At 73.7% G+C, this 24031-nt stretch carries 20 protein-coding genes; 7 read left to right on the top strand and 13 right to left on the bottom strand.

Translation table 11 applies throughout. The annotated features are described in order from the left end of the window. Nucleotides 1–2523 carry a glycosyltransferase gene (locus K5O09_RS13320; protein ID WP_222169988.1) on the top strand — a complete coding sequence of 841 codons (2523 nt, stop codon included), beginning with the start codon at nucleotides 1–3 and terminating at the stop codon, nucleotides 2521–2523. A 73-nt stretch (nucleotides 2524–2596) separates the two neighbouring features. Here K5O09_RS13320 and K5O09_RS13315 read toward each other — a convergent pair whose 3' ends face one another. Both K5O09_RS13315 and K5O09_RS13310 read right to left on the bottom strand, forming a co-directional pair. After that, complete coding sequence (locus K5O09_RS13315) at nucleotides 2597–4972, bottom strand: glycosyltransferase (RefSeq protein ID WP_222169987.1); 2376 nt, start codon at nucleotides 4970–4972, stop codon at nucleotides 2597–2599. A gap of 107 nt (nucleotides 4973–5079) precedes the next feature. After that, complete coding sequence (locus K5O09_RS13310) at nucleotides 5080–6051, bottom strand: glycosyltransferase (RefSeq protein WP_222169986.1); 972 nt, start codon at nucleotides 6049–6051, stop codon at nucleotides 5080–5082. A gap of 24 nt (nucleotides 6052–6075) precedes the next feature. Between K5O09_RS13310 and K5O09_RS13305 the strand changes: the two genes are divergently transcribed. Next, nucleotides 6076–7176, top strand: coding sequence for a glycosyltransferase family 1 protein (locus K5O09_RS13305; protein WP_255595426.1), 1101 nt, complete (start codon nucleotides 6076–6078; stop codon nucleotides 7174–7176). Here K5O09_RS13305 and K5O09_RS13300 read toward each other — a convergent pair. After that, a complete protein-coding gene (locus tag K5O09_RS13300) occupies nucleotides 7152–8273 on the bottom strand; it encodes a glycosyltransferase family 1 protein (protein ID WP_222169984.1) in 1122 nt (373 codons plus the stop codon). The genes K5O09_RS13305 and K5O09_RS13300 overlap by 25 nt on opposite strands. Nucleotides 8274–8341: 68 nt before the next feature. Between K5O09_RS13300 and K5O09_RS13295 the strand changes: the two genes are divergently transcribed. From K5O09_RS13295 to K5O09_RS13285, 3 genes are read left to right on the top strand one after another with little or no spacing between them, the layout of a single operon-like run. Next, nucleotides 8342–9088 carry a glycosyltransferase family 2 protein gene (locus tag K5O09_RS13295; RefSeq protein WP_222169983.1) on the top strand — a complete coding sequence of 249 codons (747 nt, stop codon included), beginning with the start codon at nucleotides 8342–8344 and terminating at the stop codon, nucleotides 9086–9088. Continuing rightward, the gene (locus K5O09_RS13290) at nucleotides 9085–9507 is read left to right on the top strand and encodes a DUF2304 domain-containing protein (protein WP_222169982.1); all 423 of its coding nucleotides are present in this window, start codon (nucleotides 9085–9087) and stop codon (nucleotides 9505–9507) included. Before K5O09_RS13295 ends, K5O09_RS13290 begins: the two co-directional genes overlap by 4 nt. After that, complete coding sequence (locus tag K5O09_RS13285; protein ID WP_255595425.1) at nucleotides 9504–10427, top strand: glycosyltransferase; 924 nt, start codon at nucleotides 9504–9506, stop codon at nucleotides 10425–10427. The genes K5O09_RS13290 and K5O09_RS13285 overlap by 4 nt, the downstream gene beginning before the upstream one ends. Before the next feature lie 6 nt (nucleotides 10428–10433). Here the strand turns inward: K5O09_RS13285 and K5O09_RS13280 are convergent, their stop codons facing one another. Then, entirely contained in the window at nucleotides 10434–11903 is a 1470-nt protein-coding gene (locus K5O09_RS13280; RefSeq protein WP_222169981.1) for a hypothetical protein, read from the bottom strand. A gap of 180 nt (nucleotides 11904–12083) precedes the next feature. Here K5O09_RS13280 and K5O09_RS13275 point away from each other — a divergent pair, with 180 nt between their 5' ends. Then, nucleotides 12084–14054: a hypothetical protein gene (locus K5O09_RS13275; RefSeq protein WP_222169980.1), complete on the top strand. Its 1971-nt coding sequence runs from the start codon at nucleotides 12084–12086 to the stop codon at nucleotides 14052–14054. 39 nt (nucleotides 14055–14093) lie between these two features. Here K5O09_RS13275 and K5O09_RS13270 read toward each other — a convergent pair whose 3' ends face one another. From K5O09_RS13270 to K5O09_RS13260, 3 genes are read right to left on the bottom strand one after another with little or no spacing between them, the layout of a single operon-like run. Beyond that, entirely contained in the window at nucleotides 14094–14852 is a 759-nt protein-coding gene (locus tag K5O09_RS13270) for a glycosyltransferase (protein WP_222169979.1), read from the bottom strand. Then, a complete protein-coding gene (locus K5O09_RS13265; RefSeq protein WP_222169978.1) occupies nucleotides 14849–16147 on the bottom strand; it encodes a hypothetical protein in 1299 nt (432 codons plus the stop codon). The genes K5O09_RS13270 and K5O09_RS13265 overlap by 4 nt, the downstream gene beginning before the upstream one ends. Before the next feature lie 47 nt (nucleotides 16148–16194). Continuing rightward, nucleotides 16195–16812, bottom strand: a complete 618-nt coding sequence (locus K5O09_RS13260) for a dTDP-4-dehydrorhamnose 3,5-epimerase family protein (protein WP_222169977.1) — start codon at nucleotides 16810–16812, stop codon at nucleotides 16195–16197. 84 nt (nucleotides 16813–16896) lie between these two features. Here K5O09_RS13260 and rfbD point away from each other — a divergent pair, with 84 nt between their 5' ends. Then, nucleotides 16897–17739: a dTDP-4-dehydrorhamnose reductase gene (gene rfbD / locus K5O09_RS13255; RefSeq protein WP_222169976.1), complete on the top strand. Its 843-nt coding sequence runs from the start codon at nucleotides 16897–16899 to the stop codon at nucleotides 17737–17739. 16 nt (nucleotides 17740–17755) lie between these two features. On the opposite strand, the gene K5O09_RS13250 is transcribed toward rfbD, so the two are convergent. The 6 genes from K5O09_RS13250 to K5O09_RS13225 form a co-directional block, all read right to left on the bottom strand. Beyond that, a complete protein-coding gene (locus K5O09_RS13250) occupies nucleotides 17756–18031 on the bottom strand; it encodes a hypothetical protein (protein ID WP_222169975.1) in 276 nt (91 codons plus the stop codon). A gap of 125 nt (nucleotides 18032–18156) precedes the next feature. Continuing rightward, nucleotides 18157–18816, bottom strand: coding sequence for an acyltransferase (locus K5O09_RS13245; RefSeq protein WP_222169974.1), 660 nt, complete (start codon nucleotides 18814–18816; stop codon nucleotides 18157–18159). Nucleotides 18817–19045: 229 nt separating this feature from the next. Then, a complete protein-coding gene (locus tag K5O09_RS13240) occupies nucleotides 19046–19666 on the bottom strand; it encodes a DapH/DapD/GlmU-related protein (RefSeq protein ID WP_222169973.1) in 621 nt (206 codons plus the stop codon). Then, entirely contained in the window at nucleotides 19663–20784 is a 1122-nt protein-coding gene (locus K5O09_RS13235; RefSeq protein ID WP_222169972.1) for a glycosyltransferase, read from the bottom strand. The genes K5O09_RS13240 and K5O09_RS13235 overlap by 4 nt, the downstream gene beginning before the upstream one ends. Further along, nucleotides 20781–22847, bottom strand: a complete 2067-nt coding sequence (locus tag K5O09_RS13230; protein WP_222169971.1) for a glycosyltransferase — start codon at nucleotides 22845–22847, stop codon at nucleotides 20781–20783. The genes K5O09_RS13235 and K5O09_RS13230 overlap by 4 nt, the downstream gene beginning before the upstream one ends. Before the next feature lie 4 nt (nucleotides 22848–22851). After that, on the bottom strand, nucleotides 22852–23988 hold the full coding sequence (locus tag K5O09_RS13225) for a DegT/DnrJ/EryC1/StrS aminotransferase family protein (RefSeq protein ID WP_222169970.1): 1137 nt from the start codon (nucleotides 23986–23988) through the stop codon (nucleotides 22852–22854). Nucleotides 23989–24031 lie beyond the last annotated feature (43 nt).

The following is a 24031-nucleotide window of genomic DNA, read 5'->3' as shown; positions in this document are numbered from 1 at the left end:
ATGAAGCGTTTCGCAGGGGGCGAGCAGGTCGTCCGTCCGGGCGTGGTGTCCGTGGTGCTGGTGAACTACCGCGGCGCCGACGACACGATCACGTGCCTGGGGCACCTCCAGGAGATGGACTGGCCGGCCGACCGGCTCGAGCTGATCGTGGTGGACAACGACTCGGGGGACGGCAGCGCCGAGCGCATCCGTGCCGCCGTGCCGGGCGCCACCGTGGTGGAGGCCGGCTCCAACACCGGTTTCGCCGGCGGGTGCAACCTCGGCGTCGACCACGCGACGGGCGAGTTCGTGGCGTTCCTCAACAACGACGCCCGGCCGCACGCGCAGTGGGTGTCGGCTGCCGTGGCGGCGCTGCGCGAGGACCCGTGGATCGGCGCGGTCGCGAGCAAGGTGCTCGACTGGGACGGCCAGGCGATCGACTACGTCGACGGCTCGCTGACCTGGTTCGGCATGGGCTACAAGCGCGAGGTCGGGCGCGCGGACTCCCCGGAGTTCGACCGGCCGAAGGACGTGCTGTTCGCGACCGGCGCCGCGACGGTCATGCCGGCGACGGTGTTCCGCGAGGTCGGCGGGTTCGACGAGCGGTTCTTCATGTTCTACGAGGACGTCGACCTCGGCTGGCGCCTGAACCTGCTGGGCTACCGCGTGCGGTACGTCCCGGGCTCCGTCGCTTACCACAAGCACCACGTGACGATGAAGAAGTTCGGCAACTACCGCGAGAGCTACCTGCTCGAGCGGAACGCGCTGCTGTCGATGTACAAGAACTTCGACGACGAGACGCTCGCCCGCGCGCTGCCCGCGGCGATGGCGCTCGCCGTACGGCGCTCGCTCGCGCGCACGGACACGGACGCGACGGTCCTGGACCTGCAGCGGTCGCCCGGCAACGACGACGTCGGCACGGTCGAGGTGCAGAAGATGGCGCTCACCGGGCCCTACGCCATCGACTACTTCACCGAGAACCTGCCGAGCCTGCTGGAGACCCGCAAGGAGCTCCAGGCCCGCCGCCGCCGCACGGACCGGGACCTCTTCCCGCTGTTCCGGCACGCCATCGAGCCGGCGTACGGGTTCCCCACGTACCTCGAGGCGCACCGCACGCTGGTGGAGGCGTTCGGTATCGCGGACCACTTCGCGTCCCGGCAGCGCGTGCTCGTCGTGACGGGCGAGCCGCTGCTCGAGCGGATGGCGGGCCCGGCGATCCGCGCGTGGGAGATCGCCCGCGCGCTCGCGCCGGAGCACGAGGTCCGCCTGGTGTCGACCGGCGGCTGCCAGGTGACCGCCGAGGACTTCACGGCCGAGTACGTGTCGGGACGCTCCCTGCAGGAGGCGTCCGAGTGGGCCGACGTCATCGTGTTCCAGGGCTTCCTGCTCGAAGCCGCACCGTGGCTCAAGAAGAGCAGCAAGGTCATCGTCGCGGACGTGTACGACCCGATGCACCTGGAGCAGCTCGAGCAGGCGCGCGACCTCGGCCCCGGCGGGCGTGCGCTCGCCGTCCGGGAGACGACGCGGGCGCTCAACGAGCAGCTCCGCCGGGCGGACTTCCTGCTGTGCGCGTCCGAGAAGCAGCGCGACTTCTGGCTCGGGCAGCTCGCCGGGCAGGGACGCGTCAACCCGGCCGTGTACGACGAGGACGCCAGCCTGGACGCGCTCATCAGCGTGGTGCCGTTCGGCATCCCGGACGAGCCGCCGGTGCAGCGCCGGTCGGCGATCCGCGGCCAGGTGGAGGGCATCGGGCCGGACGACAAGGTCATCATCTGGGGTGGTGGGGTCTACAACTGGTTCGACCCGCTGACCCTGCTGCGTGCGGTCGACCGGCTCAAGGGGGCCCACCCGGACATCCGGCTGTACTTCATGGGGCTCAAGCACCCGAACCCGGGTGTGCCGGACATGAAGATGGCGTGGGAGACGCAGCAGCTCGCCGAGGAGCTGGGCCTCACCGGCAAGCACGTCTTCTTCAACCACGGCTGGGTGCCGTACGCGGAGCGCGCCGACTACCTCATGGACGCGGACGTCGGCGTGTCGACGCACTTCCTGCACATCGAGACGGCGTACTCGTTCCGCACCCGCATCCTGGACTACCTGTGGGCGTCGCTGCCGATCGTCGCGACGGGCGGCGACACGTTCGGCGAGCTGATCCGGGACCACGGCCTGGGTCGCGTCGTGCCGGAGCGGGACGTCGAGGCGCTCGCCGCGGCGCTCGAGGAGATGCTGTACGACCCCGCGGCGGCTGCGGCGGCCCGGGAGAACGTCCGCGCGTTCGCCACCCGGTTCACGTGGAGCACCGCGCTGCGCCCGCTGGTGGAGTTCTGCCGCGACCCGCGCCGCGCGGTCGACCTCGCCCACGCCCTGGGCGCGCCGACGGCGTCCGCGCGCGCGTTCCAGCGCCGGCGACCCTCGGTCCGCGACGACCTGCTGCTGGCCAGGCAGTACCTGTCCGCCGGGGGGCCGCGCGAGGTCGTGCGACGCGCGACGGGCCGCGTGCGGCGGGTGCTCGGCGGCGCCGAGGCCGCCCAGCAGGAGGACTGAGGGGCTCACGACGAGGGGCCGGGTCCGCACGGACCCGGCCCCTCGTCGCGCGCCCGGTCAGGACCCCCGGGCGTCAGCGGCTGCGGAGCGCGCGCGTCGCGATGTCCCGGACCCGGCGGGCGCGCGAGCGCCACACGAGGCGGGGGAGCTCCGAGCGGACCTCCGTGAGCCGCGCGGCGATCCGGGCGCCCGCGACCTGGGGCGAGTGCAGCTCGCGGATGTCGTACGCGGCGCGCTGGCCGCGGGCGGTCGCGAGCGCGGGGTCGTCCACGATCGTGCGCAGTGCCGCAGCCGCGGCATCGAGGTCCGGGTCGGCCCAGCGGGACCCCGCGGGGTACGGCTCGCAGTGCTCGGGGATGCGGGTCGGCGTCCACGGCACGAGGAACGAGTTCTCGGGCGTCATGAACTGGAGGTTGCCGCTGTACCCGGTCGCGACGACCGGCTTGCCGTACGCCATGGCCTCGGCGATCGTCAGTCCCAGGCCCTCGGAGCGGTGCAGCGAGAGGTACGCGTCGCAGTGCTGCACGAGGGCGTCACGGGCGTCGGCGCTCAGGTAGGTGTCCATGAGCACCACGTCCGGCTCGTCGGCCACGCGCAGCCGCAGCCGCTCGGCGTCGCCGACGCGCTTGTCGGCGTTGATCGACTTCAGGACGAGCACGGGCCCCTCGCCCGGGGCGAACGCGCGACGGAACGCCTCGACCGCGCCGACGGGGTTCTTGCGCTCGGCCGTGCTGAGGTAGTCGTACGAGAAGAGCACGACGGGCCGGTCCTCGGGCAGACCGAGGTCGGCGCGGGTCAGCGACGTCGGTGCCGAGGCCTGCGGCAGCGGGGGCGGCACCGTGACCACGGGGAGCGACGTGTGACGGGCGACGGCGTCGCGGACGAAATCGGATGCGACCCAGACCTCGTCGAGGTGCCCGAAGCCCCCGTGCATGGTCGCGGGGAAGTCCTCGACCTCCCAGTACCACATCCCGATCCGGTAGCGGGAGCGCAGGAGGTCGGGCTCGGCGTCGAGCGCGGCGCCCGTCTGGTCGGCGTTGACGCACAGCAGCGTGAGGTCGAACCGCTGCGGGGCGCCGGCGAGCCCCCCGAGCTCCGTCGCCTGGCGGGACTGCAGGTGCCGCCCCACGGAGATGGTCGAGTACGGGACGTGGGTCGTCGCGAGGGCCCGCACCATGAGGCGCGCCGACTCGCCGATGCCCAGCTCGCCCTGGAGGTAGCCGGCGACGTTCAGACCGGGCGCGCGGCGGTCCGGCCGCGGGTGCCGGGCCGCCTCGCGGGCGATCCGCGACCCCGACTCCAGCAGCGGCACCGCGTAGTCGTTCTCGTGCCGCGCGTGCAGGTCGAGCCAGTCGACGAACCGCGCGCTGTCCGCCCCCGGCACGTGCGGGAACTCCCGCCGCAGGTCCTCGCGGTCCTGGTACAGCGCGAGCAGGTACCGGGTGAGCGGGACCCCGTCGGTGACGACCTCGTCCAGCCAGCGCGCGAACGCGCCGGGGTCCTGCGTGTCGAAGGCGTCGGGGGGCTCCGGGGAGCCGTCGGGCACGTCGACCACCGCGTCCCAGTACGCGCGGCGCATGGCGGTGTCCACCGGCAGGCCGGCGGGGGTCAGCCGGAAGGGCTCCACGGGGCGGGACCCCGGGGTCCACCCGGCTGCCCGCATCTCCGTGGCGTGCCGCTCGCACAGGTCGCGGACGACGGGGTGGTCCGTGAGGCGTGCGCGCGTCGTGTCCGCCCCGGCGGTGGACAGCAGCCAGGGCCGCGCGGGGTCGAACTCCGCCAGGTCGACGGCCAGCACGGGGACGCCGTCCGCGGTGACCGTCCCGTCCTCCTCCTGCACGGTGGTGCGGGCGCACAGGCACCACCGCGACAGCACGGTGCCGGCGGCCAGCACCAGGGGGTCGGTCACGGCGGCGAGCGCCTGCCACGCGGACGGCCGGCCCAGGTCGGACTCGGCGATCCACTGCTCGATGCGTGGCAGTGCACCCGCGGTGGCGGCGAGCGCGGCCTCCCGGTAGGGACCGGCGTCGACGACCTCGGTGGACGTCGGGCTGAGGCCGTCGTGCGGCGGCAGGCCGTCGCAGCGCGCGACCAGGGCGAGCCCCCGCTCGCGGGCGCCGTCGAGCAGGGCGTCGAGCGGGGCGAGCACCCGCAGGCCAGCCGACAGGTGGACCGCGACGCGCTCCTCGCGGGCGACGTACGCGAGCAGCCGGGGCAGGAGCCAGGAGCGCAGCAGCGGCGGGTCGGCCAGCAGCCCGGCGGCGTGCAGCATGCGGTCGGGGACGCCGATGTCGGACGGCGTCACGACGTCCACACCGTCCCAGGCGGTGGTCGAGCCGTCGACGTCGAGCACGACACCGCGACTGCCCGGGTGGTGGCGCAGCGCGTCGTCGAGCGTCAGGCGCAGCGCGACCGGGTCGACCCCGGCCGCGACGCTGCAGAACCGCACCAAGAGAACGCCTTTCCGTCAGGTCGTGCCGACGGTTGAGCGTACCGGTCCGACCTGTGGGTGGCCCCCGTCGGCGCGCACACCCGGGGGACCGGGCGGCGTCGCGCTCAGCCCCCGCGGAGGTACCGCGCGACCTCGGCGCGCGGTACCCGGGCGCCGGTCCAGACGGCCCGCCGCTCGGCGAGCGTCCGGGGCAGGCGCAGCGCCCAGTCCCGCAGGCCACGCCACCGGGCGCGCACCAGCGGGTCCCGCGGGCCGGAGCGCGCGGCGGCGCGCAGCAGACCCGCGAGCTGCCGGGCCGCGGACGCGGTGACCACCCAGGCGGGCGCGTGGCGGGTGAACACGGTGAGCGAGTTGCGCGTGTTCTGGTACCGGAACAGCGGCGACGCCGCGTCGCTGCTCGCCGCGTGCCGGTGGACCGCCACGGCGTCCGCCGCGTAGACCACCCGCCAGCCCGCGGCGCGCAGCTTCCAGGACAGGTCGGTGTCCTCGTAGTACAGGAACAGCTCCGGGTCGAACCCGCCGACCTCCTCGAGCGCCCGGCGGCGCAGCAGGGCGGCACCGCCGCAGAACCCGAAGACGTCCGGGTCGGTGGACTCCTGGCCGACGGGAGCGAGCCAGTCCCGGTCCGCCCCGGTGCCCGCGCGGGTCACGACGTTCCCGGTGGAGTTCACGCGGCGTGGCGCACCCCCGTCCGGCTCGGACAGCAGCAGGCGCGCCGTGACCGCCCCGACGTCCTCGGCACCCGGCGCGGTCGCGGCGGCCCGCAGCCGCTCCACGGCGTCGGGGGCGAACGCGGCGTCGTTGTTGAGCAGCGCCACCCAGTCGCCGCCGAAACCGCGGCAGCCGAGCGCGGCGCCGCCGGCGAAGCCCAGGTTCCGGGGTGCCCGCACCACGTGCACGTCGGGGTACCGCTCGGCGAGCAGCTCCGTCGTGCCGTCGGACGACGCGTTGTCGACGACGAGCACCTCGAGCTCGTCCGCGACTGTCTGCGCCCGCAGGGAGTCCAGGCAGTCCGGCAGCAGGTGGGCCCCGTTCCACGTGACGACGACGACGCGGACGGACGCGGGAGCGGGCACGACCGGCAGTCTAGGCTCGCGCCCGTGGACGTCGCCCTGACCGTGGAGCAGCTCTGGCAGCCGGTGCCGGGAGGCTCGGGCTCGTACATCCGCGAGCTCGTCGCCGCCCTGCCGTCGGCGGGCGTGCGGCCGGTGGGTCTCGCCGCACGCGGCGACGCCGGGGACGACGGGGGCCTCGGGGTGCCGGTGGTGCGCTCGGCGCTGCCGCGCCGGGCGCTGTACGAGTCGTGGTCGCGCCTGCGCCGGCCGCGCGCGGACGGGCCCGCCGGGCGGGTGGACGTGGTGCACGCCACCACGTGGGCGGTGCCCGGGCACCGGGCGCCGCTGGTCGTCACGGTGCACGACCTCGCGTTCCTCCGGGACCCCGGCCACTTCACCCCGCGCGGCAACGCGTTCTTCCGTCGCGCGCTCGACATCACGCGGGCCGAGGCGGCGCGTGTGGTCGTCCCGTCGCGCGCGACGCGCGACGACTGCGTCGCGGAGGGCGTCGACGCCGACCGCGTGGACGTCGTCCCGCACGGCGTCCGCGTGCCCGAGGTGACGCCGTCCGAGCGGGCCGCCTGGCGGCGGCGGCACGGCGTGGACCGCCCCTACGTGCTGTGGTGCGGCACGCTCGAGCCCCGCAAGAACCTGCCGCGGTTGGTCGAGGCCTACGCGCGCGCGGCGGCGGAGGCCCCCGGGTTCCCCGACCTGGTCCTCGTCGGGCCGGCCGGGTGGGGCGGCGAGGCGGACCGGGTCGCCGCCGCGCTGTCCGCGCTCCCCGAGGGCGCCGTCCACCTGCTCGGTCGCCTGCCCGAGGCCGACCTGCACGCGGCCTACGCCGGGGCGACGGCGTTCGCGTTCCCCTCCCTCCGGGAGGGGTTCGGCATGCCCGTGCTCGAGGCGATGGCGCACGGCGTGCCCGTCCTCACGTCCGCCGGAACCTCGATGGCGGAGTTCGCGGCGGGGGCGGGGGTGCTCGCCGACCCGGCCGACGCTGACGCGCTCGCCGCGGGCCTGGTGGCGCTCGTCGACGGCGACGCCGGTGCGTGGTCGGCGGCGGGGCGCCGGACGGCGGCCGGCATGACGTGGGCATCCTCCGCGGAGGCCCACGCCGCGACCTACCGGGCCGCGGCGCGCTCGTAGGCCCCGAGGTGCTCGCGGGCGGCCCGCTCCCACGTGAACGTCGCCGCCCGCCGCACCGCCGCGGCCGACAGCTCGGAGCGCCGGGCGGGTGACGCGCACAGCCCGACGAGCCCGTCCGCGATCGACTCCGCCGACGTCCCGCAGTAGGCGACCGCGTCGCCGCCGACCTCGGGCAGGGACAGCGCGCGCGTCGTCAGCGTCGGCGCGCCGCAGGCCATGGCCTCCAGGACGGGCAGCCCGAAGCCCTCGCCGAGACTCGGGTAGGCCACCGCGAGGGCCCCGCCGAGCAGCCCCGCCAGGTCCTCCAGCGGCAGGTACCCGGTCCGCCGCACGACGAGGTGGTCCGGGACGGCGGCCAGCGCGGCGTCGACGTCGTCGTCCCACCCCCGGCCGCCCGCGAGCACCAGGGCCGGCGGCTCGTCGAGCTCCGCGCAGGCGCGCACCCAGCCGCGGACGAGGGCCGGGACGTTCTTGCGCGGCTCGAGGGTGCCCAGGAACGCGACGTACGGCAGGTCGCCGATGCCGAGCGTGGCGCGCACGCGCTGCTGCTCCGCCGCGGACGTGGGGTGGAACCGGGACGCGTCCACCCCGTGGTAGGCGACCGTGAAGCGCTCGGGGTCCGCGCCCGCCTCGCGGACCACCTCGTCCCGGGTGGCGCGCGACGGGACCACCAGCCCCGCCGCGCGGCGGGTGGCGAGCCGGGTCGCGGCGCGGAAGAACCGGGCCTTCGTCGGCAGGTGCAGGTCCGGGTCGGTGAAGAACGTGGCGTCGTGCAGCGTCACGACCACCGGGACCGGGGCGAGCGCGGGCATCGTGTAGTGCGGGCAGTGCAGCACGTCGGCGCGCACCCGCCGCGCGAGGGCGGGAAGGCCGGTCTGCTCCCAGGCGAGCCGCACCGGACGCCGCGCGGCGACGGCCGGGGCGGCGACCACGCGGCCGTGGGGGGCGAGTGCGCCGTAGTGCCCGACGTCCCGGGCCTGCACCGCGAGCACGAGGTCCGCGCCGAGGGCGTCCAGCTGCGGCACCAGCTCGTCGACGTAGCGTCCGACGCCGCCCCGGTCCGCCGGTACGGCCGTCGCGTCGATGAGCACGCGCATCGCTGATCCTCCTCGTGGTCGTCCCGCGTCGTCCCGCGGGTGGTCGCCCCCGGCTAAGGTAGTGGCCCGTGACACGGGACCAGACACAGCGGCTCCTCGTGATCGTCCCGGCGTGGAACGAGCGCGAGGCCCTGCCCGGGGTGCTCGCCGAGCTGGCCGCCTCCCTGCCGCACGCGGACGTGCTCGTCGTGAACGACGGGTCGACCGACGGCACCGCCGACGTCGCGCGGGCCAGCGGGACGGCGATGGTCCTCGACCTGCCGCTCAACCTCGGCGTCGGCGGGGCGATGCGCGCCGGCTACCGCTTCGCGGCGCGGGAGGGCTACGACGCGGCCGTGCAGGTGGACGCCGACGGCCAGCACGACCCGGCCGACGTCGCCCGGGTGGTCGCGTCGCTCGACGAGCTCGGGGCCGACGTCGTGATCGGCGCGCGGTTCGCCGGCGTCGGCTCGTACACGGTCCGCGGTCCGCGGCGCTGGGCGATGCAGGTGCTCTCCGCGGTGCTGTCGCGCAGCGCCGGGACCCGGCTCACCGACACGACGTCCGGCTTCCGTGCCTCGAACCGGCGCGCCATCCTGCTCTTCGCCGACGAGTACCCGGCGGAGTACCTGGGGGACACCGTCGAGTCGCTCGTCATCGCGTGCCGCGCCGGCCTGGTGGTCCGGCAGGTCGGCGTCGAGATGCGTGCCCGGTCGGGCGGCGTGCCGTCCCACAACCCGGCCAAGGCCGCCCTGTTCCTCGGCCGGGCGCTCGTCGCCCTGCTGATCGCCCTGTCCCGGCCGCTGGGCCAGGTCCCCGCGGGGGTGCACCGGTGAGCGGCTACTGGTTCGCGGTGGGCGCGTGCATCGCCCTCCTGGTGTTCCTCGTGGTGCTGCTGCGCACCCGCCGGCTGCGCGAGAAGTACGCGATCGCCTGGATCGTCGTCGGCGTGGGCATCTGCGTCTTCGGCGCGTTCCCCGGCGTCGTCAGCGCCCTCGCCCGCCTGGTCGGCGTCCAGACGCCCAGCAACCTGCTGTTCGCCCTCGCCTCGATCGTCCTCCTGCTGGTGTGCATCCAGCTCAGCTCGGAGATCACGACGCTGGAGGAGGAGACCCGCACGCTGACCGAGGAGGTCGCGCTGCTGCGGTTCGACCTCGAGCGGCTCGCCGCCGGACTCGCGGCCGCGCCCGACGAGACCGCCACGCCTCCGGTCCCGGGCCAGCTCCCGTCGGACGGTCCGGACCCGGCACCGTGACCGGCCCCACGTCCGCCGCGGGGCCCGGGGCGCCCGTCGTCGACCTGATGCTGCCCTACTGGGGTGAGCCCGAGTACCTGCGCGCCACGGTCCGCAGCGTGCTCGAGCAGACCGACCCGCAGTGGCGCCTGACCGTCGTCGACGACGCGTACCCCGACCCGTGGGCGGGGGAGTGGCTCGCGTCCCTCGGGGACGACCGCGTCCGCTACCTGCGCAACCCGGAGAACCGCGGGATCTCGGCCGTGTTCCGGCAGTGCGTGGAGCTCGCCGAGCACGACCTCGTGGCCGTACCGGGCTCCGACGACGTGCTGCTGCCCGACTACGTGGCGGTCGTGCGGGCGGCGCACACCCGGTTCCCGCACGCCGACATCATCCAGCCGGGTGTCCGGGTCATCGACGAGCACGGGGCCGTCGTCCGGCCGCTCGCGGACCAGGTCAAGCAGCGGCTCGTGCGGCCCCGGGGCACCGGCACCCGGGTGCTCGCCGGCGAGCCTCTGGCCACGAGCCTGCTGCACGGGGACTGGCTGTACTGGCCGTCGCTGACCTTCCGCCGCGAGGCGGTGCAGGCCACGCCGTTCCGCCCGGGGCTGCCGATCATCCTCGACCTGGCGCTCGTGCTCGACATGGTGCTCGCCGGCTCGCAGCTCGTCGTCGAGCCCGCCGAGTGCTTCGCCTACCGCCGGCACGACGCCAGCGCCTCGTCGGTGAAGCTGCTGGACGGCTCGCGGTTCGCCGGTGAGCGGGAGTACTTCGCGCTGGCGGCACGCCTGATGCGGCAGCGGGGCTGGCACCGGGCGAGCCGCGCGGCCCGGCTGCACGTCACCTCGCGGCTGTACGCGGCGACGCTGCTGCCGACGGCCCTGCGGCTCCGCGACGGCCGGGCGCTGCGGACCCTCGCCCGGCACGCGCTCGGGTCCTGACGGCTCCTAGAGCAGGACGAGGAACGCGGCGGTGGCCAGGAAGCTGCCGACGCCGTAGACGACCGCCGTGATGCGGGCAGGACGGTCCCGCAGGGCGGCCGCCGCCACCGCGACGCCGGCGGGGATCAGGGTCAGGGCGTAGCGGCCGGGGATCGGCACGAAGCTGCCCTGCGACACGTACGTGAAGGCGATGATCAGCGGAGCGCCGATCATGCCGACCACCATGAGGGACAGGGCCAGGAGCCGGACGTCCAGGGAGATCCTCCGGGCGACCAGGAGCGCGCCGAACGTGCCGCCGAAGACGATCAGCCCGAGCAGGCGCTGGTTGATCGCGCCCACGGGCCCGAGCACGTTGACGCTGCCCGCGTCGAAGAACACCTGCAGGAACACGCCGAGGTGCTCGACGGTCGCGACCACGGGGAACGAGTCGACCCGGGCGCGCTCCGTCATGGCCACGCCGTCGCTCGACGCGACCGCGGTCGCCCCGGTGTAGGCGATGTAGCCGACCGCGAGGACGAGGGCGACGGCCGACATCGCGGCGATGACGAGCGCCGACTGCGCGGCCCCGGGTGCGGACCCCGCGACGCCGTCCCCGTCGGCACCGTCGGCACCGGCGGCATCGGCGGCCTCGTCGGCGGCCGGGCCCGCGCGGCGACGCCGCACCTCGGTCACCACGGCGCGCAGCAGGACGAAGAGCGCGAGCAGCACCACCACGAGGATGTTGAGCGCCTTGACGGCGACCACGACGCCGCTGAGCAGCGCCGGCAGCCACCACCGTCGTGAGGGCGCCTCCAGCCACCACAGGACCGACCACAGCAGAGCGGCCCCGCCGAGCAGCGCCATCGCGTCGGGGGTGATCGTGGCCGCCGGGTAGAGCACGGTCGGCACCGTGGCCGTCGCCAGCAGCAGACCGGTCGCCGTGTACGGGTGGGCGCCCAGGCGCCGCGCGGCGAGCAGGCTCATGACCAGGCCGCCGGCGAGCCACAGCCCGCCGACCAGCCGCGCGGCTGTGACCAGCCCCGCCCCGGTCACGGCCTGGAGCGGCCACGCCACGACCTTGGTGACGGTGTAGGAGAACGGCGTGTAGATCGCCGCGGTGTTGCTGCCGGACTCCTGGAAGTCCAGGGGGTCGTAGACGGTGGTCGTCGAGCACGCCTCGGTCTGGGGCCAGGCGGGCAGTCGACGGCAGGCCTGCTCCCGCATCGCGTCCTGGCCGACCTTCTCGCCGCTGTGCACGACGTGCGGGGCCTTGAACAGGTAGTCGATGTGCTGGAGCTCGTCGACCGGGGACATCTCGGGGTGCCGGTACGTGTGCAGCGCCGTGATCGACAGACCCGCGAGCACGAGCACGACGACCGAGATCAGCATCTGGCGGGTACGCAGCAGCCGGGCCAGGCGGCCCTCGTGCGGCTCCCAGCGGTGCCCGGCGCCGACGGTCGGCGCCTTCCGTTCGGCGGGGGTCGTGCTCGGGTGCAAGTGACAGTCCTTCCGGCGGCAGCCCGACCGGTGACGGGCCGCCCGCCAGCCTAGGGAATCGGCGGCCCGGGGCGGTAGCCGCCACCCGGACGCGGGTGTCGGGCGGCGCGGCCGCGGACGGCGGGCGCGGTACCTTGGCGTGCCGGCCGAGGGTCGACCGGCGGGGACGGAGAACCACGCATGACCGCCAGCGCCGACGCCGGGCCGACGACGACGGTGGCACCCCCGACGGCGGCGCGGCCGCGCTGGCGGCGGCTGCTCCCGTCTCCCTGGGTGGGCGTGCCGGTCGTGGTGTACGTGCTGCTGACGCTGACCGGCGTCACGCTGTCGTCGATCGGCGCCACGTACCTGCGCGAGGACCCGGGCAGCCCGTCCGGGGACCAGCTGCTGCAGGCGGCCGTCACGCGGTCCGACGAGTTCCTGACCTCCAGCCCGTTGGCGCTCGGGGTGATGGCGACCGGGCAGGGCGACGACCTCAACCCCCTGACCGCGCCGCAGGGCTTCACGACCATGCTGCCGGACTCGCCGGTGTCGTCGGTGGTGCTGGCCGACGGCGCCGTGCTGCGGTGGGGGACCTTCCTGCCGGACCAGATGCTGTTCGCCGCGCGGTGGTGGCTCCCGCTGCTGCTGCTGGTCCTCGGGATGCCCGCGCTGCTGCGCCCGCTGGTCGGGAGCCGGTGGCCCGGCCTGTTCGCCGCGGCGCTCATCGCGTTCGCACCCGCGACGGCCTGGTGGTCGCTGTCACCCCTGCAGCTCTGGGGGTTCCTGGCGGCCGGGGCGGCGGCGCTCCAGCGGTGCGCCGTCTCGGCGGGGGAGCGCGGACCCTGGTGGCGCACGGCGCTGTGGGGGCTCGCCTCCGCGTGGCTGCTGGCCCGCACGCCGCTGCTCTACCAGCCGTGGGCGCTCGTGGTCGCGCCCGTCGTGCTCGCCCTCGGCATCGTGCCGCTGCTCGCCGAGCGCGTCACCCGCGTGCGGCGCGGCGTCGCGGTCGCGGCGGTCGGCGTCGCGTCCCTCGCTCTCGCGGGAGCCGTGCTGTGGGAGAACCGCGCCTCGCTCGCCGCCACCGCCGGCACCGTCTACCCCGGCTCCCGGGTGAGCACCGGCGGGCCCGTGCCCGTCGAGCAGCTGTTCGGCGCGACGGCGCTCGCGGACCTCCGCCGCATCCCGATCGTCCAGGGCAACCCCTCGGAGCTGTCCTCCGGCTTCCTCGTCGCCGGGATCGTCGCCGTGGCCCTGCTCGCCGTCGGCATCACGTTCCGGTCCCGGGAGCACCGGGCGGCGGTCTGGACGGTCCTGGTCTGCTCCGCGCCCTGGATCGCGTGGACCACCATCAGCTTCGGCGGCCTGGGCCGCCGCATCCCGCTGGCGAACCTGGTGCCGCCCGAGCGCGCCGCCACGATGACGGGGTTCCTCGCGGCGCTCCTGCTGTGCCTGGTGCTGCCCGGGTGGCGCGACCGGGCCCCGTGGCGCGTCGTCGTCGCCGTCACCGCCGCGGTCGTGCTCGCCGCCGGTTACGCGTCCTCGCAGATCGTCGAGACCACCCTGCCGGGTCTGACCCCGACCCGGGTGTGGCTCAGCCTGGTGGTGCTCGCCGCCGTCGTGGCGCTGCTCGTCGCCCGGCCTCGCTGGTGGGGCGGCTACGCGGCGGGTTCGCTGGCGGCGTTCCTGCTCGTGTGGCAGGTGAACCCGGTGCTGGTCGGCCTGGCCGACCTGCGCGGCACGGCGGTGGCCGACCGCATGCTCGCCGAGGGCCGCGCGGCGCGCGACGCCGGGACGCTGTGGGTGAGCGACGACAAGACCGTGGACGCGCTGCTGACCGCCACCGGGGTGCCGGCGCTGAGCAGTCGGCAGATGGCCGGGCCCGACCGCGAGCAGTGGCTCCGGCTGGATCCCGGTGCGACGTCGGAGGGCATCTGGAACCGGGGCGGGTCGTTCGTCGAGTTCGACTGGGCCGACCAGGCGGAGCCGTCGTTCACGACGCAGGGCGAGGACCAGGTGGTCGTCACGGTGTCGCCGTGCTCGCTGGCGGAGCGGTTCCCCGAGCTGGACCGCGTCGTGTCGTCCTCACCCATCGCCGAGCCGTGCCTGACGGAGGTCGACGGGTTCGGCTGGGGCGGCGTCGACCGCCACGTGTACGCCGTCTCGCGCTGAGCCGGCGGTGGCCCCGCGGGGTCCCGCAGACTCCGGCTGTCAGCGCCGACGGAGCCGTCGCCGCAGGAGCTCCGCGCAGGCCCGGACCAGCATCCACCGCGACCGCAGCACCATCACCGGACCGCGCGGGCGGTCGGGGCTGGCGTTCTCGTCGTGGTACCGGCGACGCACCGAGCGGATCTCGAGGTGCCGCATCCGGCCGGTGGTGTTGCCGTACAGCGCGATCCAGAGGTCGTGCGACTCGGTGAGCAGCGCCGGGAACGGCAGCACGGTGCCCAGCGCCGAGCGCCGGACCGCCATCGCGCAGCCGTAGTACGGCATGTTGCCGATCAGCACGCCGAGGACGTTGCGGACCCGGTGCCCCGAGGACCGGGCGCGCAGGTGCCAGTCGGCCTGGCCGTAGGGCCCGGGGATGCGGTCCGGGCCGCCGAGCGTGGCGAGGTTCGTCGCCACCACGTCGGCGCCGCCCTCGAGCGCGGCGACCATCGTCCCCACGCGTCCGGGCTCCCACACGTCGTCCTGGTCGGCGAGCAGCAGCAGGTCGCCGCGGGCCTCGGTGAGCGCCTGCTCGAACGTGCGCACGTAGCCGAGGTTGCGGTCCCGGGCGATCAGCCGGATCCGCGCGTCCCCGATCCCGCGGACCCGTGCCACGGTGTCGTCCGGGGACGCGTCGTCCACCACCACGACCTCGTCGTCCGGGCCGAGCTGCGCCAGCACGGACTCCAGCTGCTCGACGACCCACGGGGCGCCGCGGTAGGTCGCGACGCAGACGCTGAGACGAGGGCGGTCGGCGGTCACGAGGTCCTCCCGGTCCGGTGCGCCGCGCCGCGGAGTGCGGCGAGGTGCACGACGATGCCGGCCACGGGACCGGCCAGCAGCGCGACGGCGGCGCGCATCTCGAGCCCGCCGGGCAGCAGCAGCAGCGCGAGGGCGACGGCGACGGCGGTGAGCCAGCCGCCCACGAACGCGCCGTGCCGGGTCAGCGCCTGGCAGACCGCACCGGTCAGGGTGAGCATCGCCAGGCCCGTGGCGGCGAGCGTCAGCAGCGCGAGCACGGAGCCGGCGACGCGGTAGGCGGGGTCGCCGGCGATCAGCTCCATGAGCGGCGGTCCCACCAGCCACGCGGCGAGCGCGCCGAGCACGCCGACCGGCACGACCACCCGGGCGATGGGCCACAGGGCCGCCGGGCCCCGGTCGCTGTGCCGGACGAAGTGCGTCACCGCGACGCCCTGGAACGCGTTCAGCGGGATCATCAGCGGCGCCCGGGTGAGGGTCAGGGCGAGCAGCAGCGGCGCGGCGTGGGCGTAGGCCGCGTCGTCCGTCGTCGCGGCCAGCAGGGTCGGGAAGCCGATCACGAGCACCGCGCTGGAGCCGCTCGCCACGGCCGCGGCGAGCAGCCGGCCCACGTACGGGCGCACCGGGGCATCGGCCCGGACCTGCACCGCCGAGCGGGCCTGGCGCGAGACGAGCAGGAACCCGACGGCGGTGAACGCCGCCACCGCGGCGCCCGCACCGCGGCCGACCACCGAGGCGCCCGCGAGCCCCAGGGCGACGACGAGGACGAGCCGCACGGTGGACTCCCCGCCCACCAGCCGCGCGTACACCGGCCACCGTCCGGCGCCGGCCAGCGCCCCCGTGACGGACGCGTGCACGGCGCAGCCCGCGCAGCCCAGGGCGACCAGCAGGGCGAGGACCACGGCGTGGTCCCCGAACACCGCCGGCCCCCACCAGGGCGCCGCTGCGGCCAGCACGGCCGCGAACGCGAGGCCGGTCGCCGTTCCGGCGACGCCGACCCGGGGCCCGGTGCGGCTGAGCGCCGCGCCGGTCGGGCCGTCCGGGCCGGCTCGGTGCGTGACGGCACTCACCGCCCGCGTGGTCTCCACGGAGATCCCGGTCAGCACCCCGAGGCCGGCGAACAGCGCCGACCAGAACGTGAGGAAGATCGTGTTGTCCGCGACGGTCTGGCTGAGCCGCGGGGCGGCCAGCACGACGAGGGTCGACGAGACGGCGGCGACGGCCGAGCCGACGGCGACGCGGCGGGCGTCGGCGCGGCCGATGACCGCCGCCGGGGTGGTGCTGGGATCCTGCGTCACGTCGCTCCAGGTCGTCGGTCCCGCGGCGGCGCGCCGCGGTGGCGGTGTCAGCCGCGCAGCGACCCGACGTAGGCCGCGACCTCGTCGTAGCGCGGCAGCAGCCCCTGCGCCTCGGCCTCGGCGAGCGTGGGCGCGGCGGTGTCCTTGGCGGACAGCTGCGGCGCGACCGGCCGGCCCTCGCGGTCGGTCGTCGGCCACTCGATGCCGATCGCCGGGTCGAGCGGGTGCACGCCGTGCTCACGCCCGGGGGAGTAGCCCGTCGAGCACAGGTACATGACCGTGGAGTCGTCCTCGAGGGAGAAGAACGCGTGCCCGAGCCCCTCTCCGAGGTAGATCGCGCGCCGGTCGACGTCGTCGAGCAGCACGGTGTCCCAGGTGCCGAAGGTCGGGGAGCCCACGCGGATGTCGACCACGACGTCGAGCACCGCGCCCTTGGGGCACGTCACGTACTTCGCCTGCCCCGGAGGGACGTCCGCGAAGTGGATGCCGCGCAGCACGCCTGCTGCCGAGACCGACAGGTTCGCCTGCTGGAGGTCGAACCGGTGCCCGGTCGCCTCGGCGAACGGACCGCCCTGGAACGCCTCGAGGAACACCCCGCGCGGGTCGCCGTGCTGCACCGGTGTGATCTCCCAGGCGCCGGGGACGGACAGCTCGCGGTAGGTCATGGGGGTCCTCTCAGGTGAGTTCGGCCGGGGGCAAGCCTATCCGCGCCGGTAGGCTGCGTCTGGTAGTCGACGACGGGAGTGGATGTGCGCTGGTTGGTCACGGGGGCGAACGGCATGCTGGGCCGGGACCTGGTCCCCCTGCTGCGGGACCGCGGGCACGACGTCGACGCCGTCGACCGCGATCAACTGGACATCACCGACCCTGGGGCCACGCGCGACGTCGCTGCCGGGTACGACGTGGTCGTCAACGTCGCCGCTTACACGGCGGTGGACGCCGCCGAGGCGGACGAGGCCACCGCGTTCGCCGTCAACGCCGTCGGCCCGGCGCTGCTCGCGCGAGCCGCGCACGCGGCAGGCTCGAGGATGGTGCAGATCTCCACCGACTACGTGTTCGCGGGTCAGGCCGAGACGCCGTACGCCGAGGGTGCGCCGATCGCGCCACGGTCCGCCTACGGGCGGACAAAGGCAGCGGGGGAATGGGCGGTGCGGGCCGAGGCACCGGACCATCTCGTCGTCCGCACCGCGTGGCTCTACGGGAGGCACGGCAACTGTTTCCCCCGGACGATCGCCCGCGTCGCTGCTGAGCGGGGCGAGCTGGAGGTCGTCGCCGACCAGGTCGGACAGCCCACCTGGACGGTCGACCTCGCGGACCTCGTCGAGCGGCTCGTCGCCGCCGGCGCCCCCGCCGGGACCTACCACGGCACCTCCGGCGGGCAGACGTCCTGGCACGGCTTCGCCCAGGCGGTCGTCGGTGCCGCCGGGATGGACCCCGCGATCGTGCGGCCCACGACCTCCGAGGGCTACGTGCGCGCAGCCCCGCGGCCGGCGTACTCCGTGCTGGGGCACGGCGCGCTGGAGGCCGTGGGCGTGACGCCGATCGGGGACTGGACGGGACGTTGGGCAGCGGCTGCGCCAGGTGTGCTGTAGCGCCGCCGCCCTCCTGTCAGCCAGGTGGAGGTGCGTGCGGCCCCGTGCGGAGGACCTGTGACCCGCGGAGCCGGAGCATCGGCCGCTCCACGCCGAACCACAATGCGGCCGCGAGGAGCAGGGTCGGCGCGAGCGTGACAGCGAACAGCGCCCAGGACGACGGGCGCCAGCCGGATGCCGCACCGAGCGCGACCGTGACCTGTGCCGCAGGCCACGCGTAGAGGTAGGTTCCGTAGGAGAGGTCGAACGGCAGGCGGACAGCCGAGGATCTGGTCGCGCCGACGGCGACCACGATGACGGGCAGGCACGGTAGATTCGCACTCTGAAGGTCGACGAGATCCCAGGAGGGGCCCCAGAGTACGGGGACGAGGCGAGCCACCTGGTGGGTCACCGTGGCGAAGACCTCAAGGTCCATCGTCAGTGCCAGCCCCCCCCGAGAGCGACCGCGATGACGCCCCGTCGGATGAGTTCCTGGTGCACGCTCAGGAGCGCGTCGCCTGCGAACACCAGCAGCATGGGTGCGATGGCCAGGGCGAACGGGTCGTAGGTGCCAAGCGTCGTGAGGAACGCGACCCAGCATGCGGCAACGAACGCGGGGAGAGCTCCCGGACGCAGGACGCCTGCGATCCCGAGAAGCGCCAGGACCGCGTGCGCCAGCACTGCCCAGGTGAGTGTCCATACCGGGCCGTTGGTGATCGAGGGTGCGGGGTTCTGGAGGTAACCCTCGAATGCCCGGCCCGCGTAGGTCGCGACGATCATGGCGACGACGAGCTCGGGGAGGATGCGTAGCGCGCGCCGGACCGCGAAGTCGCCGGCGCTCCGCGAACGTCTGAAGCTGGATGCGACGAGACAGCCGCTGATGGCGACGAAGCCGTGCACCGCGACATGGCCCAGCGTCCGCGACCACGCCTGAGGTTCGGGATCTCCGCTGAGCGCATGTGCGTGCGAGTACATGACCGGGAGCGCGAGGCCGAGGCGCAGGGCGTCGAAGTAGTTCGAACGGTCGCTTCGCGCGTGGGTCGACGGCGACAGCTCCGGGGCAGGCACCTCCTCGGCGAAGGTGGTGTCGCGCTGCATCACTGGCGCCGTGCCAGGAGTCCCCGGACGGAGAGCGGGCGGCGTGGCCGGCGGGCTGTCGGAGACGCGGTGCTGCAGTTCAGGGCCCACGTTGACGTTCGGCCTCTGATGCGGTGCGGCAAGATCGCAGGGAGCAGACCCGGAACGTGACGAAACCCGTGCGTCGTCGCGAGGCTGCGGGGCCCTGGCAACACGCTGTGCGAAGTGCCAGGACCCGACGGCACGGTCGCTAGATGGACGTCGCCCACTCGATCCGGTCGTCGATCTTGCGGGCCGGCACACCGACGTACACGCCTCCGGGGTCGGCGTCGCGCGTGAGGACCGCGCCCGCGCCGATGATCGCGCCGGCCCCGATAGACACCCCTGGGAGGAGGCTCGCCCCGACTCCGACGACGGCGCCAGCGCCGATCCGACACCTGCCCGCGACGTGAGCGCCGGGGCTGACGGTGGCGAAGTCGTCGACCTGCGTGTCGTGGCTCAGCGTGGCACCGATGTTGATCAGGCAATGACGTCCCACCGCGACACCGACCGAGAGAACCGCCAGCGGACCTATCAGCGATCCGTCGCCGACCTGAGCCTCGCCGGAGACGACGGCGTGCGCGGAGACGATGGTCGAGAACGTCGAGCCGCTCCAGAGCCCGACGAGCCGTCTCCGGACCGCGGGCGGGCCGACTGCCGCCGCGACGGGAAGCACCGTCAGCTCGTCGGGGACGGACGACGATCCGTATCGTCCCGCCGTCGGATCCGCCCACGCGTCGTCGACGAAGAAGAAGTCGGCCGGCTTCCCTCGCCACTCCTGCGCCTCGGCGGCCTGGGCACCGGCGCCGAGGAGGCCGTAGCCGGATGTCACACGGACTCCGCCACTCTGGCGAGCACGGGCGCGCGCAGATCGAGCTGGCGGCCCGGGGAGTAGACATACCTCACGACTCGCAGACCCGACCGCGCGATCCGCCTGATGCCGTCGCGTTCCAGCAGCACCCGCTCGATCCTGTCGACGACGGCCTTGCTCGTGGGGGAGACGATCAGCGCATCCCGTCCGTCGCGCAGGAAGCGGTTCTGGTGCAGCTCGTCGCTCACGATCATGGCGACCCCGCACAGTGCGCCCTCGACGCACGACGCGAGGGGGAACCCGTCGAAGGCGCCCGTCGACAGCACACCGGGGACGTTCGGCGACACGATCGCATCCATGCCCCCGTAGAACTGACGGAGCTGGTCCGAGTCGAGGACTCCGTAGGTGGCGATGTGTGTGGCGTCCCCGACCGCCTCGACGTCCTCCGCGGTGAACTCGCCCACGATGTGTCCTCGCGCGGGCAGACCGTGCCGTCGGAGCTCGTTGATCGTCTCGACGAAGACGGGGAACCCCTTATCGGCACCGGTGGTGGAGTACTTGTGCGCGACGAAGCACAGGTCGAGCGTCTCCTTCGACGACCCGTAGTAGTTCTCGCGCGTCCCGGCACCCGGCACGAAGTAGCCGGGGCTCGCGAAGAGACCGGAGAGCAACGTCTGCGGCACGTCCGGGAACTCCGAACTGACCAGCTCGCTCACTCTCGGCTGTGTGGTGAGCACGTGCCGGAGCAACGGGGACCCGAGCACTCGTCGGAGCTTGGACCGGCACTCCTCGGAGCCGTCTAGACCGCCGCCGGGGAAGAGGGTGAGCACGAACGGCAGCCGGGCGTCCTCGAGCGCTTCGAGGTAGTAGTTCGCGTTGTTGAGGAAGACGATGTAGGCCTGGTCGTAGCCGGACATCAGGTCCGGGCTGTAGGGCCGGACCCGATGCGCGAGCTCGGGGTAGCGCTCGGCGAACGGCGCGAGCACCTCGTCGAAGGGGCCCATCGTGGTCAGCACCTCGTCGACGAGCCCCGCACGCATCAGCTCGGTGAACTCGGCGAGCCGGAATCCGGACGAGAGCGTCGGAAAGTGGTCGTCGAGGATCACGGTCCGGGGCGCACGAGCGGCCACGTCGTTCACGCCTCCCCGCGCTGCAGGTGGATTCTGGCCCGAGCCGGCCAGTCCCGTACGCGCGTGTCCTGCATGCGCTTCTTGATGATCTTGACCAGGGTGCGTGTCGTCGCGCGGTCGGCGAGGAGCGGAGCGACCGCGAGCGGCGACGACAGTACGGTCCACGGCTGGCTCCCCGCACGGTCGAAGGCGTCCAGCGAGCCCGTCTGGGCGTGGAACGTCTGGTCGGTGATGCCTTCCTGGGCTTTCAGCAGCCGCGCTGTCTTCTCGTCCCCGAGCAGCTCGTAGAGGGTGCGCATGCCGAAGGAGCGGTTGATCTCCTGCATCGGGCACGAGGTGTTGAGCCAGAGGAGCATCTCCGCGATCGCCCGCTCCTGCGGGGAGGAGAACGTAGCGCGACGCATCACGTCGCCGAACCCGTCCACCAGGACGCCGTCGGGGCAGTCCTCGAAGAAGCGTTCCATGACGATCAGGTGCTCGCGGTACGTGCGGGCGACCGTGACGTCGCTGACCGCGCTCGTGTTGCGGCCCTGGGTCAGCACACGGAACAGCACGAGGTCCTCGTTGTCGATCACGTGGATCGGGTGGTGCTTGACCAGACGGACCCACATGTCGAGGTCGGGGAGCTGCCGGAGCCGGTTGTCGTACAGGCCATGTGCCAGGTAGAACGACCTGCGGATCAGCACGCTGGGGTGGCACAGCAGGTTGCCCTGCTCGAAGAAGTGCCGGAGCCAGCGCCCCTGCGACCGGTTCCGGGCGCGGAACACGTCGTGCCACGGGAGGATCTCCGTCGCCGGCATCGGCGCGCCTGACTCGTCGACGAACCGAGCGCTGGTGAAGACGGCTCCCAGCTCCGGTCGCTCCGCGAACACCTCAAGCTGCCGGGCGAGCTTGTCCGGATGCCACATGTCGTCCGAGTTGATCACCGCGACGAACTCGCCGCGCGCCTCCTGGATGCCGTAGTTCAGGGCCGCGGCACCGCCCTGGTTCTGGCCGAGCCGGTACGCACGGATGCGTGGGTCGCTGATCGTCTGGATACGACGCCAGGTGGCGTCCGCCGAGCCGTCGTCCACGATGAGCAGCTCGAAGTCGCCGTAGGTCTGGTCGAGCACGGAGTTGATCGAGTGCTCGACGAAGTCGGCGTGGTTGTACGAAGCCATCACGACCGACACGGTCGGCGGTGCGGCGGTCACAGCGGGTGCGCTGTAGCCGAAGTCATCCGGCTCACCTGTGCTGCCTCCGGACGGCAGGTCGCGCACGGCGACGATCTGCGCCTCGATGTCCCGGAGGTGCCTGTTGAGCGCGCGGTTCAAGCGGCGGCCGAACAGGTCCATGTACGTCGGGATGAGCCCGTGGATCTGCTCGAGCCGGTCGATCTCGCTCTTGCCCGACCAGTGCCCGCCCGAGTGCGTGCGGTACATCGTCATGGCCTGCGGGAGGAGCGCTGCGTCTCCGAACTCGGTGACGGCCATGTTGATCGCCCAGTCGAAGCTCGTCACCTCGAACACCGCCGGAGAGATGCGCCACAGCGCGGTCCGCCGGTACATGCAGGCGCTGAACGTAGCGAACCAGTTGGCCCGGGCGATCTCGTCGTCCGAGAGCACGGTCAGGTGTCGGTCGAACCCGATCAGCGGGAGGACCTGCCCGTTGCGCGCCTCCGTGTCGTAGAGCACGACGCGGCACGCCACCATCGCGAGGTCGGCGCGCGAGTCGAGTGCAGCGGCCTGGAGCTCGAGCTTGTCGCTCGCGAGCCACCTGTCGTCGCCCTCGAGGACGGCGACGTACGCCCCGCGGCACGACCGGAATCCTCGCCAGTAGTTCGAGGTGATGCCCAGTCGCGGCTCGGCGTCGAGGACGCGGAGCGCCACATCGGGGTGCCGGAGCGCCCACGCCTCGACGAGCGAGCGCGTGCTGTCGGTCGAGCTGTCGTCGGCGACGACCACCTCGACGCTGCGCTCGGTGCGCTGCATCGCGATCGAGTCGAGGGCCTCGAGGATGTACTCCTCGTGGTTGTACGTGACCAGGAGGACCGAGATGTCGGGCGCCGCTGTGGTCGCGGGTGCGTCGGTCACGTGCTCACTCTCCAGCGAAGTCGTCGACGAGGTCGCAGATGTAGTCGACGACCGAGGCGGGGAGGTCCCCGTAGAGCGGGAGCACCAGGCACTCCTGAGCAGCACGCTCGGCGACGTCGAGACCGCGCGCCGAAGGCAGGTCCCGGTAGACGTCGATGTCGGAGCACAGGGGGAAGAAGTACTTGCGGCTCACCACGTTGTGGTCGAGCAGCCGCTGGCGAAGGACGTCCCGGCCCCCGGGCCGGATCCGGCCGTCCACCCGGATGGTCATGTACTGGTGGAACGTGCCGTCGCCCGACAGGATCCGGATTCCCTCGATGTCGCGCAGGCGCTCGGTGTACCGAGCGGCGAGATCGGCGCGTCGCTGGAGCTCCTGGTCCAGGTGGTCCAGGACCACCGTTCCCACGGCCGCGTGGACCTCGCTCATCTTGCCGTTCAGGCCGACGCCCGTGTTGTGCTCCTCGCCGAGGATGCCGAAGTTGCGAGCGGTGCGGAACCGCCGGTGCTGGTCGGCGTCCGGTGTCACGATCGCCCCGCCCTCGACCGTGTGGTACAGCTTCGTCGCGTGGAAACTCAGGATGGTTGCATCACCGATCTCGGTGGCGTCCTCGAACACCGGCGCCTTGCGCCCGAAGATGTGCGCGCCGTCGTAGAGGACGCGGATCGGTCGCTCGCGGGAGCCCTCGCTCGCCACCTTCGCGAGACCGACGGTGTCGCAGAAGTTCCCGTACACGTGGGTGCCCAGGACGGCGCTGGTCTGCTCGGTGACGCGCTCCTTGACGCTCTCGGCCGAGAGCGTCAGGTCGTCGTCCCGGACGTCCGCGAACACCGGGGTGAGACCGAGGGTGGCGATCGCGTGGACGGTCGCGGGGAAGGTGAAGGGCGTGACCACGACCTCACCGCTCAGGTCGAACTGGCTGAGCATCCCGAGGAGTGCGTTCGTCCCGTTGTTCCAGAGCGAGAGATGGCCGTGCCCGAGACGCTCCTGGAGCTGCTGCTCGAGCCGCTGGTGCCACGGGCCCATGTTCGTCAGTGTCCCCGACTCGAATACCGCCCGGAGCGCCGGCTCGATCGACGCCCACGCCGGGATGAGCGGTCGAGTGACGTAGATCGGCTCGGGCAGTACGGGATGGCTGGTCATCGAATCGTGGCCTGTCGGGTGGTGGGGATGGTATCTGCGCGGG

The sequence above is a fragment of the Cellulomonas sp. C5510 genome (assembly GCF_019797765.1).
Classification (GTDB): domain Bacteria; phylum Actinomycetota; class Actinomycetes; order Actinomycetales; family Cellulomonadaceae; genus Cellulomonas.
This window is presented reverse-complemented; position numbering and strand designations above follow the sequence as displayed.

What these genes read in the sequence shown, in the direction of transcription:
- K5O09_RS13260 (WP_222169977.1), bottom strand. Translation starts at nt 16,812, where the DNA reads ATGACCTACCGCGAGCTGTCCGTCCCCGGCGCCTGGGAGATCACACCG.
- K5O09_RS13225 (WP_222169970.1), bottom strand. Translation starts at nt 23,988, where the DNA reads ATGACCAGCCATCCCGTACTGCCCGAGCCGATCTACGTCACTCGACCG.
- K5O09_RS13275 (WP_222169980.1), top strand. Translation starts at nt 12,084, where the DNA reads ATGACCGCCAGCGCCGACGCCGGGCCGACGACGACGGTGGCACCCCCG.
- K5O09_RS13245 (WP_222169974.1), bottom strand. Translation starts at nt 18,816, where the DNA reads ATGCAGCGCGACACCACCTTCGCCGAGGAGGTGCCTGCCCCGGAGCTG.
- K5O09_RS13300 (WP_222169984.1), bottom strand. Translation starts at nt 8,273, where the DNA reads ATGCGCGTGCTCATCGACGCGACGGCCGTACCGGCGGACCGGGGCGGC.
- K5O09_RS13320 (WP_222169988.1), top strand. Translation starts at nt 1, where the DNA reads ATGAAGCGTTTCGCAGGGGGCGAGCAGGTCGTCCGTCCGGGCGTGGTG.